General features: G+C 73.4%; 8 protein-coding genes. 3 read left to right on the top strand and 5 right to left on the bottom strand.

All coding sequences use genetic code 11. The annotated features are described in order from the left end of the window. Positions 1-2: 2 nt before the first annotated feature. The 5 genes from Q8A52_RS12505 to Q8A52_RS12485 all read right to left on the bottom strand — a co-directional run bounded on the left by Q8A52_RS12505 (position 3) and on the right by Q8A52_RS12485 (position 4,851). Positions 3-845, bottom strand: a complete 843-nt coding sequence (locus Q8A52_RS12505; protein WP_316751120.1) for a DUF4255 domain-containing protein — start codon at positions 843-845, stop codon at positions 3-5. 79 nt (positions 846-924) lie between these two features. After that, the gene (locus tag Q8A52_RS12500; RefSeq protein WP_316751118.1) at positions 925-1,674 is read right to left on the bottom strand and encodes a hypothetical protein; all 750 of its coding nucleotides are present in this window, start codon (positions 1,672-1,674) and stop codon (positions 925-927) included. Continuing rightward, a complete protein-coding gene (locus Q8A52_RS12495; RefSeq protein ID WP_316751116.1) occupies positions 1,667-2,401 on the bottom strand; it encodes a T4 family baseplate hub assembly chaperone in 735 nt (244 codons plus the stop codon). The genes Q8A52_RS12500 and Q8A52_RS12495 overlap by 8 nt, the downstream gene beginning before the upstream one ends. A 32-nt stretch (positions 2,402-2,433) precedes the next feature. Beyond that, positions 2,434-2,958, bottom strand: coding sequence for a phage tail protein (locus Q8A52_RS12490; protein WP_067023001.1), 525 nt, complete (start codon positions 2,956-2,958; stop codon positions 2,434-2,436). A 33-nt stretch (positions 2,959-2,991) separates the two neighbouring features. Continuing rightward, complete coding sequence (locus Q8A52_RS12485) at positions 2,992-4,851, bottom strand: phage tail sheath subtilisin-like domain-containing protein (RefSeq protein ID WP_316751110.1); 1,860 nt, start codon at positions 4,849-4,851, stop codon at positions 2,992-2,994. 597 nt (positions 4,852-5,448) lie between these two features. Between Q8A52_RS12485 and Q8A52_RS12480 the strand changes: the two genes are divergently transcribed. The 3 genes from Q8A52_RS12480 (at position 5,449) to Q8A52_RS12470 (ending at position 12,627) form a co-directional block, all read left to right on the top strand. After that, positions 5,449-6,303, top strand: coding sequence for a DUF4132 domain-containing protein (locus Q8A52_RS12480; protein ID WP_316751107.1), 855 nt, complete (start codon positions 5,449-5,451; stop codon positions 6,301-6,303). Further along, positions 6,300-11,327: a hypothetical protein gene (locus Q8A52_RS12475; protein WP_316751104.1), complete on the top strand. Its 5,028-nt coding sequence runs from the start codon at positions 6,300-6,302 to the stop codon at positions 11,325-11,327. The genes Q8A52_RS12480 and Q8A52_RS12475 overlap by 4 nt, the downstream gene beginning before the upstream one ends. Positions 11,328-11,457: 130 nt before the next feature. Further along, a complete protein-coding gene (locus Q8A52_RS12470) occupies positions 11,458-12,627 on the top strand; it encodes an ATP-binding protein (protein ID WP_316751102.1) in 1,170 nt (389 codons plus the stop codon). Positions 12,628-12,630: the final 3 nt, after the last annotated feature.

Below are 12,630 nucleotides of genomic sequence, written 5' to 3'. Positions count from 1 at the left end.
TCTCAGTTCTCCGTGCTTTCGCTGCCGCCCGCGCCGTCCGTCTTGCGGGGGGCGGACTGTTTGGGCCTGGGCGTCCGGGCCGTGGCCTTGCGGGTGCGCGCCGGCGCCTTGGGCACGGTCTCGGCGGCGGTCTTGGCGATGGCCTTCACGGGCAGCTTCTCCGGGTCGGCCTCTGACGGTTCATGAGTTGGCCCCTCTGTGCGCGGCTGTGGCCCAGGAGGGACCGGCGCGCCCGGCGCCCCGAACGGCAGCACCCGCACCTGTGCCCGCTCCACGGGCTTCCCCGCGGCCGGCGTCTCCCGTCCGTCGATGAGGACGAGCGCTGCCTGGTAGACCACCGACAGCGAGTAGGGCGTCTGGTTCAGCATCCCCCACAGCTTCGAGGTCTCGTCGACGTCCATCACCGTCGGCGTGATCCTCACTCGCTGGGCCGCCCCGGCCAGATCGCTGCCAGCCAAGTAGGGCCGCTCACCCGCGAGTTCGATGATCTCCTTCGGCAGCACGGGAATCTCGTGCAGGGTGCGCACGACCGAGCCGATGAGCCGATGCCCGACCAGCTCGTTCTCGTCGCCGTAGGCGCTGATCAGGAAGTGCAGGTCGAGGGCCGCGGCGGGCCGCCGGATCAGCGTGCCGTCGGAGGCACGGGTCGGCAGATCGCCGTTGCGCAGCGAGGTGTTGGGCGTCACCTGGTAGAGGAAGACGGTGATGGTGGGTTCGGCCGGCGGATCGGTCGGCGGCTTGCGCGGCTCGACCTTGACGGCCATGTCGATGTCGGGCCGCAGGTTGGCCTCGATCAGCAGGGCGAGGGCCTGGGTGACGTGGGCTATGACCAGTGCGTTGCTCATGACGTCGGTTCCTCGGGCCCTCTCGTCGTCCTTCTTGTCGTCCTTGTCGTCCCTGTCGTCCCGCTCGTCGCCACGCTCGTCACCGGCGGTCCCTCGTCAGGTAATCGGCGAGGCTCAGCGCGGCCTCGGGCCGGACCGCCGTCCGCGGCCCCGGGCGTGCGACGCGCTGGGGCGTCGCGTCCGCCGTCACTTCGAGCCGCCCGATCTGCACCTGCACCACCTGCTCGGCCCCGCGTCGCGGCCGCCGGGCGGCCGCCTGGCGTACGGCGTCCCGTGCGGCCGCCGTGTCCGCGGCGCTGGGGAGCAACGCGGCGGACACGGCGGCGGAGGAAGCGGCGTCCATGCCCGGGGGGGTGGGCACGGACGCCGCGCTCGGTGAGGGGTTCTCCGTGCGTACCCGTCCCGTCGCGCTGCGGGACGGGTCGGGGACCGGCCGCGGTCCCGGTGAGACAGGCGAGGCAGGGCGCAACAGTGGTGCCTCCGGCCCGGCCTGCGGGGCCGGACGGAGTGCGGGCTCGAGTGGCGGGACCTGTTCGGTCCGTACGACCGTCCGCTCCCGTTCGGTGTGGTGCCGGACCTCCCGGGCGGCCGGGGAGGGAGGCTCCTGGCGGGGCACGGCGGCCGGGGCGGCGGTGGGCCACAGGGGCTCGGTGCCGTCCGGGTCGGCGGCGGTGGACCGTACGGCCTCGATCCGTTCGAACGGCCCGGCGAGTCTCGGCCGTACCTGCACCACGCCGGGGCGCGGCCCGGCGGCCGGCGTGTGCCGGGCGAGCAAGCGGTCGAGGAAGTCGGGCTCCGCCGACGGCACCCCCGAAGTGGAGTCAGACATCCGCACACAGCTCCAGGTAGTAGCGGCGGCGCAGCGGGCTGAGCGCCAGGATCTCCGGCTCGCTCCAGCCGTACGCGGTGGCGAGCAGATGGACGTCGAGGAGCAGCTCCCGTGCCCAGGCGTCGAGTTCGGTCCACAGGTAGGAGGCGATGTCGAGCTCGGCCCGGGTGGCCGTACCGCACTCGGGGCAGCCCACGTTGAGTGTCAGGTCCGCGGCGGGGTCGGCCGCCTCGGCGGCCTCGGCGATCCGGCGCTGCACGGCGACGGGCAGCTCCTCCGCGGGGACGGGGGCTCCGTCCCGCGCGGAGGAGACGACGCACCGATCGAGCAGGGCGCGCCGGGGGTCGGCCGCCGCGGCCGCCGCCGTCAGGTCGGCGATGCCGGGCACCCGGAACTCGACCTCCCACCCGTCCTGGGCGACGCGCACCAGTGGGTCGCCGGGGGCGGCCGGGTTGCGGGCGAACTGCCCCGCCTCCAGGTCGAATTCCATGTCCTGCCCGCAGGCGTCGCACGCCATGCGCACCTGCATCCGCTCGCCGAACAGGGTCCGGCGCAGCGCGAACAGGTCCGCCTCGCGCTCGCCGACCGGCAGCCCGAGCAGCGCCTCGCAGTCGCCGTCCAGGTCCGGACGGGCCGCGCGGTGCAGCAACAGCGCACGTCCGGCCGGTGGCTGCCCCAGCCCGGTCTCCCAGGCGGCGAGCAGGCCGGCCGCCCCGGTGATCGCCATCCACTCCCCCGTTTCCGTCAACTACCCCTCGTTCAGGCAGGGTTGAGGAAGGAGGGCTCCTCGGGCTCGGGCACCTCGTAGTCCCGCTCCCAGCCCTCGCACTCGAGCTTCAGGCTCTGGATCGCCACCGCGTTGGCGTTGGCGTCCAGTTCGCCGAGCACCTGGTACTCGCTGGGCCAGGTCCGGTACAGCTTGTGCGACACGGCGACCTGGCCGGCCTCGTTGAGGACCTGGATCACGATGTCCTTGCGGAAGTCGGCGAGGGACACCTCGGAGCCGAGCCCGGCGCCGACCTGCCAGACCTTGTTGGCCCAACGGTCGAACTCGGGGTCGTGGGTGACGCCGCGCTCCAGGGTGATGCCCTCGAACTCGGAGCGGCCCGGCGACTTGCGCGGGGAGGACGGGTCGCCGCCGTGGCGGTGCTTGACGACCTCGGTGGTCCGCTTCAGTGGACTGACCTTGCTGATGCCGGCGACCGTACGACCGTCCCACAGGACCAGGAACTTGAAGTTCTTGTAGGGGTCGAAACGATGGGCGTTGACGGTGAACTCTGCCATCGGATTCCTTCAGTTCTCCAAGATTCCCGGGGCCTACAGCTCGAACTGCGCGGAGGTCTGCTGGATTTTGACGATCACGAACTCCGCCGGGCGGACCGGCGCGATGCCGACGAGGACGTTGACGACGCCGCCTGCGATGTCCTCGTCGGTCGTCGTGTCGCTGTCGCACTTGACGAAGTAGGCCTCGCGCGGGGTGCCGCCCTTGAAGGCGCCCTGCCGGAACAGCGTGTGCAGGAACGAGGAGGCGCTGAGCCGGATCTGCTGCCACAGGTTCTCGTCGTTGGGTTCGAACACCACCCACTGCAGGCCCCGTTGCAGGCTCTCCTCGACGTGCAGCGCCAGCCGTCGCACGGGGACGTACTTCCACTCGCTGTCGAGCGCGTCGGACCCCTCCAGAGTGCGGGCGCCCCACACCAGCGGGCCGGTCAGCGGGAAGGTGCGCAGGCAGTTGACTCCGAGCGGGTTGAGCAGTCCGGTCTCGCGATCGGTCAGGTTGACCGTGAGCGAGTGGACGCCGGCGAGCCGGGCCTCGGTGCCGGCCGGTGCCTTCCACACGCCGCGCTCGGAGTCGGTGCGCGCGATGACGCCCGCGACGGCTCCCGACGGCGGGAAGGACCGCAGCCGCCCGGTGAGCGGGTCGGTGAGCTGGAGGTGCGGGAAGTACAGGCCCGCGTGGTTGCCGCGTACGGCGTCGAAGGCGGCGAGCCCGGCGCGTGCCGAGTCCACGCTGACCCAGGTGCCGGGGGCGTCGACCAGCAGGAAGATCCGCCGCTCCTGGCACAGCCGCTGGGCGGCGGACACGACCGTGACCGCGTCCTCGGTCTTCTCGTACGCCGCCAGCTCGGGCAGCACGAGGAGGTTGACGTCGGCGACCCCGCGCAGCGCCTGGATGCCGGTCTTGTCGGCCTCGGAGCCGATGAGGTCGCGCGGGCCGGGGGCCTCGCCGTCCTCGCCGCCCTCCAGCGGGAACACCGGCGGGTTGACGGAGGCCTCGAGGCCGAGGTCGTTGGCGCACTCACCGAGGAAGCGGACGACGTCCTCGGGGTCGGTGGAGCCCGCGACGACCTGGATACGGCGACCGAAGGCGGTGACCTCGGCGCCGGCGAAGGCGTGCTTGCCCGGGGCGTCCGGCAGCGCGCGCAGCTTGCGCTCCAGGAGCAGGGCCAACTCGGCCACGGTGCACGGGACTTCGCCGTCGCAGTCGGGGTCGTAGAGCGTGAACTCGCGCTCCACGTCGCCGATCTTGACGGTCAGGTCGACAGTGAGATCGGGCAGTTCCTGCCCGAACGGCTTGGAGACCGTGCCGGACGGGTCGGGGCGGCCCTCGCCGACGACCTCGGCGCGGATCAGCCGGGAGCCCGCGTTGATCACGGTCTGCGCACAGCGGCCGTTGGACGGGTCCATGGACAGGCCGGTGAAGCTCTCCCGGGCGTCGCCCCTGGCGTCGTACACACGCAGGTTGAAGGTGTCGTCGGGGCAGGGTGTGTCGTGGTCGACGGCGACGCGCAGGCCGTTGCCCCAGACTCCGGGCTCCTTGGCGTGCACCTCCAGGACCCTGCTCTCGCTGTGGCCCTCGGTGGACTCCAGGGTGACGCAGGCGGCCTTGCCGCTGCCGGCCTTGGTGACCCGGACGATCACGGCGACGGTGCCGCCGTTGCCGAAGAACTGGTGCACCGCGTAGCCGACGGCGCTGCGTGCGCTCAGTCCGCCGAAGCGGCGCTCGAACTCCGCGAAGCTGGTGACGCGTACCGGCTCGTTCAGCGGACCTCGCCGGGTGTGGCCCACGAAGGCCGTCACCGACGTGGTCAGGGTCGAGATCGTGCGGGTGCTGCTGGGAAGCTCTTCGACGTAGACGCCGGGATACGTCGGCTTGGCGGCGTTCACCGCGCTCATCGGCTTTCCCCCTCCTATCCCTGTCTCGGGCACCGGACGAAGACACCAAGAGACAGTTAGCGGAGGGATGCGTTCCGGATTCGGCGCGGCAATCGGCCCCGCACGCATGGCGGCGGCAGCCGAGCGCACCGCATCAGTTTCCCCCGTCAGTGCCCGGGCCGGTCGGTGGTCCGGGTCAAGCAGTGCGCTTGTGACTCCTGATGCTCAAGTGCTCAATCCACCTTGATGCGCGCGGAGTTGACGGAACAAGGCAGCTTCCGGCCACCCCGGGAGAAGGTTTCGTGAAGGTCAACTCCCTTTATCCACACGCCGCGCCCGCGCGCCCTCGACAGCCGGTCCACAGCTTCTGCACAGAGGCCGTCGGCGCAGGAAGACGGTCGGATCCCGGCTCTCCCGGCAACCGTGGAGGACACCGTGCCGATGGTGTCGCACGGGCCCACACACCGTCTCCAGGCCTTCTCCGGTCGTACACAATCCACGGTGGCCGGTTCCGCCGTGGTCAGCTCCACGGACCGTCACCTCCACCGGCCCGGGGCGTTGTCAGTGGTCTCCCCTACAGTTCCCGTCACTTGATCACTGCGGTGCGGGGAGGCACGTATGGGGTGGGTTCCGGCGGGCGACTACGAGGTCGCCCTCGACGGCGGAAAGGTGGTGTGCCGCAACGCCGCCGGACGGCGGCTGAAGTCCGTCCCGGCCAAGCTCGCGGACGAAGCCGCGGTGACGGGGCTGCGGCAGCTCGCCGAGTGGCTGGAGCGTCACGAACGCCAGTGCCTGGGCGACGTCGAGCGGTGGATGGTGCGCTCGCTCCCGGTGCCGCTCGCCGTCCTCGCCGGGGTCTGGCCGGACCCCGCCTGGCAGTCCGCCCTGCGCGACGTCGTCGTCACGGGCGCCGGCGGACAGGTCGCCGGGTTCCTCCGGGACGCCGACCCCGAGCGCGGACTCGGTCTGGTCGACCTCGACGGCGACACCGTGCGCATCGCCCCCGAACTCGTCCGCATCCCGCACCCGGTGCTCCTCGACGACCTGGAGGAGCTGCGGGAGTTCGCCGTCGAACTCGGCGTCGAGCAGCGCGCCCAGCAGCTCTTCCGCGAGGTGTGGCACCGCCCGGCCGCGCTCGACGCCGAGGGCACACAGGTCGAGGACTACGCCGGCGGAGCCTTCAAGGAACTGCGGTTCCTGCACGGCAGGGCGGCTCAGCTGGGCTACCGCGTGCGCGGGGGACACGCCGTCTGCTCCGTGCTGGAGGACGGCCGCGGCGCCGAGGCCCGCGTGTGGATCGGCGACTACGACGGCTACGAGGAGACCGAGACCGGTCCCCTCATGTGGGCGGACTCCGCGGGCCGGGCGCTGAAGCTCGGTCAGGTCGGGCCGGTCGCCTGGTCGGAGGGCATGCGCATGGCGGCGGCGCTGTACGCGGGGCGGGACATCGAGGACGAGGAGCGGGCGGCATGACGACCACGACGACACACGACGAGACCACCGTGGCCGCACTGCTCGACGCCGGGGCCGTCCTGCCGCCGGGCAGCAGCGCCCGGGAGGACGCGGACGTCCTCACCGTGCGCACCTACACCCACCCGGCCCTGGAGGACCGGAGTGTGGTCCGGCTGGTGCCCGGCACCCTCGGTGAGGCCGAGGACCTGGCACTGGAGTTCCTCGGGCTGGTCCGGGAGCCTCAGACGCCCGAGGTCGGCCAGGTGCGCCGGGAGGCGCTGGGCTTTCCCGCCTGGGCACTGGTCAACGACCCGGCCAACGGGCACCACGCGCTGGCCCTGGTCAAGGACGTCGAGCGGCTCGCGCGCCAGGCCAAGTCCCGCCCGGGCAACGCCAAGGACGGCTTCGAGGAGCTCGGCACGCGGCTCGGCCGGACCGTGCCGCACTTCCTGCCCACCTTCTACGAGCAGGCCGCCCGGGTCTTCCTCCAGCACGAGAACACCACGTACGCCGCCGCCTTCTTCGGCAAGGCGCGCGAGGCCGAGCGGGTGCACGCCCTCGCCGTCGACGAGGAGCGGCAGCGTGCCGTGTTCCTGGAGTTCGCGTTCGCCGGCGCGCTGACGGTCAAGGCGCTCAAGGAGTATGTGAAGGACCTCGCCCGCCGCCTCGACCCCGCGACGGCATGGGAACAGTTCCGGCAGCTGACGGTGGAGCGCTGCGCGGCGGGCATGCCGCCGTACGCCTCGCTGCCGCAGGACGCCCGGGGCCTGATCAAGGCGGCCGGTCTGGACCGGGTCGCCGAGGAGTGCGCCCTCGTCGCCGACCTGATCGCCTCCCCCGCCGCAGTCCGGGCGCCCGCCTCCTTCTGGACCGCCTACCGCTCCGTCCTGCCGGCCCTCGCCGAACACCGGCCGGCCGTCCGGGCCCGGCTGCTGGAGATCATGCCGGCCGGGCTGGGCCGCGAGGTCGCGGACGACGAGTTCTGGCTGACCCTGCTCGCGGAGTGCGGGGCCGAGCGGCTGCTGACGGACGGGTCCGAGGCCGACGCCGCGGACTGGCTGAGCCGTTGGGCTCTGCACCGCAAGCACGGCGGGCCGGTCTCCAAGCGTTCCCCGGCCACCCTCGCACTGGTCGCACGGATGGCGCACCGGCTGCGGGCCGACGGCAAGGCGGTCGACCTCTTCACCGGCCGCTGGCGTGACGGAGCCGAGCTGGAACTGCTGGACCTGTGCGCGGCGGAAGGCGTCCCGCTCACCCTTCCGGACGCCGACGTGGACGTGCACCTGGGCCTCGACGGCTGGCTGCGCGGCTCCCTGGACGGGCGGCGCGACCTGGTCGCCACCGCGGCGGATCCGCGGCTGCGTGCCCTGCTGTTCCAGGCGGTGGGCACCCTGGGCAACCACCGTTCGGCGACCGACCTGCTCAAGGCCGCCGAGCACCCCGTACTCTCCGGCGTACTGCGCGAATGGCTGGAGGCCTCGGCCAAGGAGTTCGCCGGCGCGGTGGGCCTGCCCGGCGCCCGCACGGCACTGGATCGGCTGCGCCCGTTCCGCAGTGTGGCCGCCCAGGTCGGCCCGCTCGCCGTCGCCGCGGTCGCGGAGCACCGGGTCGCGCCGCTGCTCGGCCGCACGCTGCGCGCGGGCATCCTGGACGAGCTGGGCTGGCCCGCTCTGGAGGAGGCCCTGCGGCTGCTCGACAGGAAGCCTCGGAACGGCGAGGACAACACGCTGACCGTCACAGAGGCCTGGCCCGCGCTGATCCTCGCGCGCCCGCACAAGGCGGTCGTCGTCGGCCCCGACGGGATCCTGCTCGAGCACGACCTGCGCCTCCCCACGGACCTGGACCGCTGGCAGCGCCCCCGCTTCCGCTACACCGACGGCGAACTGCTGGTGATGTGGCGGCAGGGCAGCAAGCAGTCCGCCTACTGGTCCGCCCGGCCGACCGAGGTGTTCACCCTCGGCGGCGAGCAGATCCCCACCTGGTGGTCCGGCAACGACACCGGCACCCCGTCGATCCCGCTGCCCGGCGGCGGCCGCGCCACCGGCGGCCGGACACTGCACGCCGGGGACACCGTCCTGCCGCCCACCCGTTCCGTCATCGGCGACGGCACGACGTACTGGCGCCAGGGCAGGCAGGGCCGGCAGACGGTGTGGCTCGAGTACGACCCCGACACGGGCACGCACGGACGTGCCTCGCTCCCCGCCGTCCTGCGGACCGGCATCCGCGAGGACGCGTCCCTGCAGCTCGACGACTGTGAGGTCCTGCCCCTGCAACCGGGCCTGGAGCACAGCCCCTTCGGCACCGACGGCACGGTCCTCGGCCGCTGGGTGCGCAAGGAGGGGAAGGACGCCGAGGCACGCATGGTCGCCGGTACCCCGGACGGCCGGACCGTCGCGCTGCCGGTGGAGCGGGGCCGGGTGCGCAGTGTTCCACTGGGCGCGCTGCGGCTGCCCGGCGGCGCCGAGCCGGTCGTCGCACGCGTCAATATGCAGATCTCCCTCTTCGCGGCCGACGACACCTCCTCCACCGGAGAGCTCGGCCGTGTGACCCCGCACGAGCGGGGTGGGGAGTTCGCCGCCGGCACCCGGTTCGTGCCCCCCGTCGCCTTCTGGCACGCCCTGCGCGTCCGCGACGAGCAGGGGTCGGCGGTGCTGCGCGCCCTCACCGACGAACGGGCGGCCGAGGTGCTGCGGGTCACCGCCGAGGCCCTGGCCGAACGGCAGGAGCGGATCGCCAGGACGGGCGGCTCCGACGCAGCGCCGGCCGACGGACCGACAGCCGGCGGGCGCACGGCCGGGCAGACCGCCGACGCCGAGCCGGTCGTGCCGACCGCGGACGAGGTCGCCCTGCGCGCCGTGCGCGACGCCCTGCCGGAACTCAGGGACCAGCGGCTCCTCATGGGCGTCGCCGCCCTGGTCCGCTCGGCGCTGCGCATCACCGAGTCCGCCACCTCCTTCGTGACTCCGCCCAAGGAGCGGCCGCTGCAGCCCTCCAGTCGCACCGACGGCATGTTCGCCGACTACAAGCCCCGGCACGGCGAGGACCGGACGCTGCACGACGCGGCCACGGGCATCGCCGAACTGAACGGCTGGTGGGGCGGCGAACGCTGGAGCGTGCTCCAGCAGGTCCGCGCGGTGAACCAGGTGCTCTCCGGCAAGCCCGCCGACGGCAAGCCGCTGCCCGGAGAGCGACTCCGCGACCTCACCGACGGCTGGCACAGCGACGAGTACACCGTCCCCGGCATCGGCATGGTGTGGCCGTCCGTGCTGAGCACGCTGCGCCCGCTCGCCTACCGGGCCGCCTCGCCCGCCCTGACCGACGACCAACGGGAGCCGCTGCTCCTGCTGTTCGAGGCGATCGGAGAAGGGCCGCTGGCGACCCCCGAAGGAACGCTCCGCGAGATCGTGCTCAGCGAACCGCACGACAAGCAGCAGCGCGCCGGCCAGGTGCTGCGGCGTGACGGCCGCACCGTCGTGCTGCTCGGCTGCCAGAGCATCGACGGCGGGCGGGATCGCGTCAACTGGCTGGCCCTGGACCACGACCCGTCCGGCGCGTTCGGCGCGGTCGCCCACTTCATGCTGGAGACCGAGACCAGACACACCTCGGCGATCACCGCCGAGCGGCTCGCCGACCTCACCCGGGTGGTCCGAAACAAGGGCGCGGCCCCCTGGCGGCCCGAGGCACCCGAGGCGCTCGCCGCGGCGACGGCCGGCGGACTGGGCCCGGTCCAGGCCACCGTGCTGCTCGCCGGGCAGCCGCACGGACCCGGCGTCGAGGGCCTGGCCGCCATCGGACTCAAGCCGCGGCAGAGGGACTTCGGCAGCGGGATGCTGGGCTCCGTGCACCGGCGGGATCGGGCGGCGCTCATCGGGGCCCTGCTGCCCGAGGACCCCGCCGACCTGTGGACGGCCGGGCCGGACACGGCAGCCGCGGCACGGATGTGGACCGAGCGGCTCGGCTCGTTCGTCCGGCTGCCCGAGGAGGTCGCCGCCGGTCTGTCCGCAGTGTCCGCCGGCTCCGCCGAGGCCGTGCTCAACCCCGGGCGCACTCCCTGGCTCAGCCGCACCACGGTCCAACGCCCCGACAAGGACGGCAACCTGGTCGCGGAGGACCCCGCGGCGCTTCCCGGGCGGTACGAGCTCACCCGTGCCGTCGACGCCCTGGCCGAGCTCGCCTACGCCCTGCCGTACGGGCATCCCCTCCGCGCCGCCCTGCCGGACGGCCTGGCCGCCCTGCGCCGCCGCGTCGCCGATCCGGAACTGCTCGTCGACCTCGACGTCGAGTGGACGGAGAAGGGCGGGCCGACCGCCGTCGAGCTCCGCAAGGCGTACGGCCTGCCCGCCACGGGAGGCGCCGACGCGAACGGTTTCACCCGGCTCGGCGAGGCACTCGTGCTGCGCCCCTGGTACGGCGACATGGAGACGGTCCTGATCCGCCCGGCCGGGCTCACCGGCCCGGACGACGCGGTCTTCGGGCTCGTCGAGGGCCTGGTGGCCCCGGCGCGCCGGGGCGGTGTGCGGGCGCTGCGGACGATCCTCGGCGACGACCTCGCCCGGGCCCTCGCGGCGGGCACGGACACCGAGGGACCCACGGGCAATGCCCAGGACGCGAGCGCGAGCGTGCCCGCTCTCGTCGCCGAGGTCGCCGCGGCCCACGGCCTGGGCGAGGACGCGGCGGCGCTGTACCTCCAGCTACTGGCGCTGCCCGATCCGACGGACCGCAACTGCGCCCGCTGGACCGGCTGGAAGCCCGCCCGTATGAAGAAGGCCCGCGCCGAACTGGCCGCGACCGACCTGGTCGTCGAGGCCAAGCGGCCGCGCGCCGGGCGCAGCCTGTTCCTGCCCTGCGGCTGGTACGACCTCAAGGCACCGGCGGTTCCGGTGGAGACCTGGAAGGAGGGCCTCTACCCGGTCACCGGCCGCGCCGTGCCGCTCCTTCCGGTGCCGGAGCTGTTCGCCCGCGCCTGGGACCGCGTCCGCGCGGGAGACGCTCCGGCTTACGAGGAACTCACCACCCGGACCGCCCGGAAGGGTGGCCGCCGATGACCGCGCTCCCTCACCCGCCGATGACCGCGCCCCTTCACCTGTCGACGACCGCGCCCCGTCCCCTGCCGACGACTGCGCCCCGTCCCCTGCCGACGACCACCACCCGTACCACCCCGAAGGACCACCGCCCATGACGACCGCCCTCGCTCCCGACGCGACCCGTCAGATCGTCCCGCCCGAGGACCGCCACGCCGTCGAACTGGCCTTCCTGGCGGCGTACGACGACGGGCCGCGCCCGCCCGCCTGGCATCTCACCCCGCGTGCCGCCGTCACGTTCGTCATGGGCAGCGGCGGGCAGGCGCTGAAGCTGCCGGACGGCGCCGAGGTGCCCGACGGGGTGCCGCGCCGGCTCGTGGTGGAGGGCAAGTTCGTCGGCGACCGGGCACTGGTCGAGCGGTGTGTCGTCACCCTCGCCGGTGAACGGGGTCTGCTGCTCGTCGGCGAGCCCGGCACCGCCAAGTCGATGCTCTCCGAGCTGTTGTCCGCCGCCGTGTGCGGCACCAGCGGGCTTGTGGTGCAGGGCACGGCGGGCACGACCGAGGATCAGCTCAAGTACGGCTGGAACTATGCCCTGTTGCTCGCCAAGGGACCCAGCCGGGAAGCCCTCGTGCCCTCCCCCGTCCTCACCGCCATGACCCGGGGCGCCATCGCCCGGGTCGAGGAGGTCACCCGCTGTCTGCCCGAAGTGCAGGACTCCCTGGTGTCGTTGCTCTCCGAGCGGCGCATCGCGGTCCCGGAACTGGCGGGCACGGACGAGGCCCTGGCCCACGCCGCGCCAGGCTTCAATCTCATCGCCACCGCCAACCTGCGGGACAAGGGCGTGTCGGAGATGTCCGCCGCGCTCAAGCGCCGGTTCAACTTCGAGACCGTGGGCCCCATCCCGGACCTCGACGCCGAGACCGCGCTGGTGCGCAGCCAGGCCCGGGCGTCCGTGGAGCGGGCCGGGGCACCCTTCCAGGTCGACGACGCCGTGCTGGAGGCCCTCGTGACCGCCTTCCGCGACCTGCGGGAAGGCCGGTCGACCGAGGGCTGGGAGGTGGAGCGGCCCTCCACGGTGATGAGCACGGCGGAGGCCGTCTCCGTCGCGGGCGCGCTCGGCCTGGCCGCGGCCTACTTCCCCGGGGACCGGGACGTGCTCGGGCTGCTGCCGGGGCATCTGCTCGGCGTCGTCCGCAAGGACGACCCGGCCGACGCGGCCCGGCTGCGCGGCTACTGGGACGGTCCGGTACGGCGACGCGCCGAGCAGGGTTCCGCCACCTGGCGAACCCTGTGGGACCTGCGCACGGTCCTGGAGGGCTGACGG

It is taken from the genome of Streptomyces herbicida, from assembly GCF_032656585.1.
GTDB lineage: Bacteria > Actinomycetota > Actinomycetes > Streptomycetales > Streptomycetaceae > Streptomyces > Streptomyces herbicida.
The sequence above is the reverse complement of the archived record's forward strand: the minus strand, read 5'-3'. Positions and strand labels throughout refer to the sequence as shown.

Bases quoted from the DNA above. Each gene is read 5' to 3' on its own strand.
- Q8A52_RS12505 (WP_316751120.1), bottom strand. From the start codon at position 845: ATGAGCAACGCACTGGTCATAGCCCACGTCACCCAGGCCCTCGCCCTG.
- Q8A52_RS12480 (WP_316751107.1), top strand. From the start codon at position 5,449: ATGGGGTGGGTTCCGGCGGGCGACTACGAGGTCGCCCTCGACGGCGGA.
- Q8A52_RS12500 (WP_316751118.1), bottom strand. From the start codon at position 1,674: ATGTCTGACTCCACTTCGGGGGTGCCGTCGGCGGAGCCCGACTTCCTC.
- Q8A52_RS12495 (WP_316751116.1), bottom strand. From the start codon at position 2,401: ATGGCGATCACCGGGGCGGCCGGCCTGCTCGCCGCCTGGGAGACCGGG.
- Q8A52_RS12490 (WP_067023001.1), bottom strand. From the start codon at position 2,958: ATGGCAGAGTTCACCGTCAACGCCCATCGTTTCGACCCCTACAAGAAC.
- Q8A52_RS12485 (WP_316751110.1), bottom strand. From the start codon at position 4,851: ATGAGCGCGGTGAACGCCGCCAAGCCGACGTATCCCGGCGTCTACGTC.
- Q8A52_RS12470 (WP_316751102.1), top strand. From the start codon at position 11,458: ATGACGACCGCCCTCGCTCCCGACGCGACCCGTCAGATCGTCCCGCCC.
- Q8A52_RS12475 (WP_316751104.1), top strand. From the start codon at position 6,300: ATGACGACCACGACGACACACGACGAGACCACCGTGGCCGCACTGCTC.